General features: G+C 56.9%; 2 protein-coding genes. One reads left to right on the top strand and one right to left on the bottom strand.

Annotation, left to right across the window (positions count from 1 at the left end; translation table 11 throughout):
* Positions 1-53 precede the first annotated feature (53 nt).
* Entirely contained in the window at positions 54-497 is a 444-nt protein-coding gene (locus tag ACZIRK_RS44870; protein WP_474419810.1) for a hypothetical protein, read from the bottom strand.
* 551 nt (positions 498-1048) lie between these two features.
* On the opposite strand from ACZIRK_RS44870, the gene repC reads away from it, so the two are divergent.
* Complete coding sequence (gene repC / locus ACZIRK_RS44865; RefSeq protein WP_130231758.1) at positions 1049-2266, top strand: plasmid replication protein RepC; 1218 nt, start codon at positions 1049-1051, stop codon at positions 2264-2266.
* Positions 2267-2682 lie beyond the last annotated feature (416 nt).

Genomic DNA, 2682 nt, shown 5'->3' with positions numbered 1-2682 from the left:
CCGTCGCCCCCTTCAGAGGGGAGCACCCAATCATCGCCCAGCGGCAGCGTCAATCACCCCGATCGGGCAATCCAAAGCATTCCGCGCAAGTCAAGGCCGGGCACGGCGATCCTCTCGTGACGCTCACCACCAATCTTCGTCATGGCGCCGCAACCGCACGGACAGAACGTGCTCGCAAGCTCGATGACGCGCTCCACCTGCGGCAAATGGGCAGGCAAGTAATCCCGATTGCGATGACGGTCTTGACCCGATCCGGCGCGCGATCGGCCCCTGATGATCGCCGCCGCGTCTCTCCTGATTCGCGGGACAATCTTGCCCGCCGTCAGGCAGAAACTCCACTTATCGTACTGTGCAGATTTCCGGAGCCGGCTCTGTTCGATCGCCGATGTGATCCCGTGTTCGGCACGCCCTTTGCAGGCCGCGTCCATCGCCGACGACGTTCTCGATGTGTAGAAAACTCGGCGCAGCAACCAAATATGACCGCCTATGGTGCCCAAGATGGGCGCCACTTACAATAACAAATCATAGGTCCTGTTTTGATATTGAAGCAGTACTTCGACAGCGCTGTAGCGTTTGCGACCTAACGAAGCGATACAACGCACCTGGCTCTCGAAGTGTCGCTTGGTAATGAAGGGGCCCACGACCACCGATCCCGCAAGCCGTCCAAGCTTTGGCTTTATGTTTTTTGAGTTGCTTGGAATAGTTCTCACGGCCGCAGCGTGTCCTTACGAAGGCTTGCGCCAGAGCCGACGGTAGGACCAAGTCCATTAGCCGAGACGATAGCCTCAGGACCAATGCCGGAGGATGCAGCCGCTGGCGAACGAACCTGCTTTTGCTGTACATGGACAGCCGCCCTAGAACTGCTTGGCTCACTTCAACACAAAAGAAATCTAACGAGATCAGCTACCGCGTACGATTCACTCTCCTCTAAGCGTTAAGGAAATGTGGAAGACACTATTAGTGACTATGCCGAATCAGATTTCTTAGAGCTAGTAAGCTGAGCCCGGCAACGCCGGGCCTTTATTGCCTTGGTGAATCGGATCCGCGAATGGAGATACACGAGCAAAGTCCCACGGCTCCCTTCGGGACAGGGAGGATCTCGTTCGACGTTGTTCGAACGCAGCAGCAAGTCAACGCGCTCTTGCCTGGCAAGAGCGTCAACAAGTGGCAGCTGTTCCGACACATCTGCATTGCGAGATCTCAACTGGGTGTATCGGATCGCGCGCTCACGGTTCTTGAAGCTCTCTTGACCTTTCATCGGGAGACGCTCCTCGCCTCGAGCTCCAGCGATCTCGTGGTCTATCCATCGAACCGTAAGCTTATTATACGAGCGCACGGGATCGCACCTTCCACGCTTCGCCGTCAACTCGCCTCTCTCATCAAGGCAGGCCTTATTTTGAGGCGCGATAGTCCGAATGGAAAGCGCTATGCGCGACGCGATGCAAGCGGGCATATTGATCGGGCGTTCGGCTTCGATCTTAGTCCGCTCATCGTTCGGGCGGCTGAGCTTGCGGATTTGTCTTACAGCATTGCTGAAGACGGTCAACTTGTCGATCGCTTGCGGAAGCAAGCCACGCTTTCCCGGCGCGACATTGGCAAAATGATCGAGACGGGTATCGAGGAGAATATCGATGCTGATTGGCCGGCGATACGCCGCCAATTTGGCAATCTGACGGCGCGCCTTCCGCGTATCCCATCCCGCGAGTCTCTGGAGCCGGTTGTCCGCGAGCTTACCCTTCTTGCTTCGCATATCCTTGAGATTCTGCAGCAACACGTTCATCGGGGTGAAGCACCGGAAGTCGACGCAGCCGATGCTCCTGACCTAGATAGCTGCGTAAAGTCGAAACCTAGAATGGCACCTACCAGGTCCCAACACCAAGCAAATGTGAGTGCTAGATCCTTCGCGATGCCCGTTCGGCTCATCATCGAGGCTTGCCCGGACATCGTCAATTATGCCCGCGGCGATATTCGGACCATTGGAGATCTGGTCGCCGCCGCGCGGCTAGCGCGGCAGCTGCTTGCTGTTAGTCCAAGCGCCTGGAATGAGGCCTGTACAGTTATGGGAGAGGAGGGAGCTAGCCTCACGCTCGCGGTTATCTTGCAAAGAGGGGACTCTATCAAGAACGCTGGCGGATATTTGAGAACACTGACGCGGCGCGCGGCTGCAGGAGAGTTATCAATTTGGCCCCTGATTATGGCCTTGAGAGCACTCAACCAGAAGCGTAAACTCTACACTCAATATCGACCAGCTCCATTTTCCCGATGAGCGGTGGGAGCTGGGGAAACGCCTGCAAACGCTTCACGGCCTCAGCTTGGATCTCATTGCATCTCTTCGCTTACGCCGTAAGCGGCCGGTGACTCGTCTGTGACGAAGCGACGCGGCGCCCGGCTAAAGTGATATTTCCTGCCGGGAGAGTATCGACGAACGCGCGGATGGTGACGCGCAACTCTCCGCCGGCCATCGCAGGAGCAGGCCGAGGTTGTAGCCGGCGGCAAGGACCATGATGCGGTAGCCGAAACGTCCCTTGAGATAATTGCGATGCATGCGATGCTAGCTAGCATTACAGTTGTCTTTTTGTTTTGAAGTGCGCGCGCTGGGCGGCGGCCTGGTGAGCTCTACGCCAAAGTGACCATGCGATGATGTGTGCGGGTTGGATTCGCTTTCGAGCGAGTCTGATGGCG

Source organism: Bradyrhizobium sp. Leo114, from assembly GCF_055229415.2.
This window is presented reverse-complemented; position numbering and strand designations above follow the sequence as displayed.

What these genes read in the sequence shown, in the direction of transcription:
- repC (WP_130231758.1), top strand. Translation starts at nt 1,049, where the DNA reads ATGGAGATACACGAGCAAAGTCCCACGGCTCCCTTCGGGACAGGGAGG.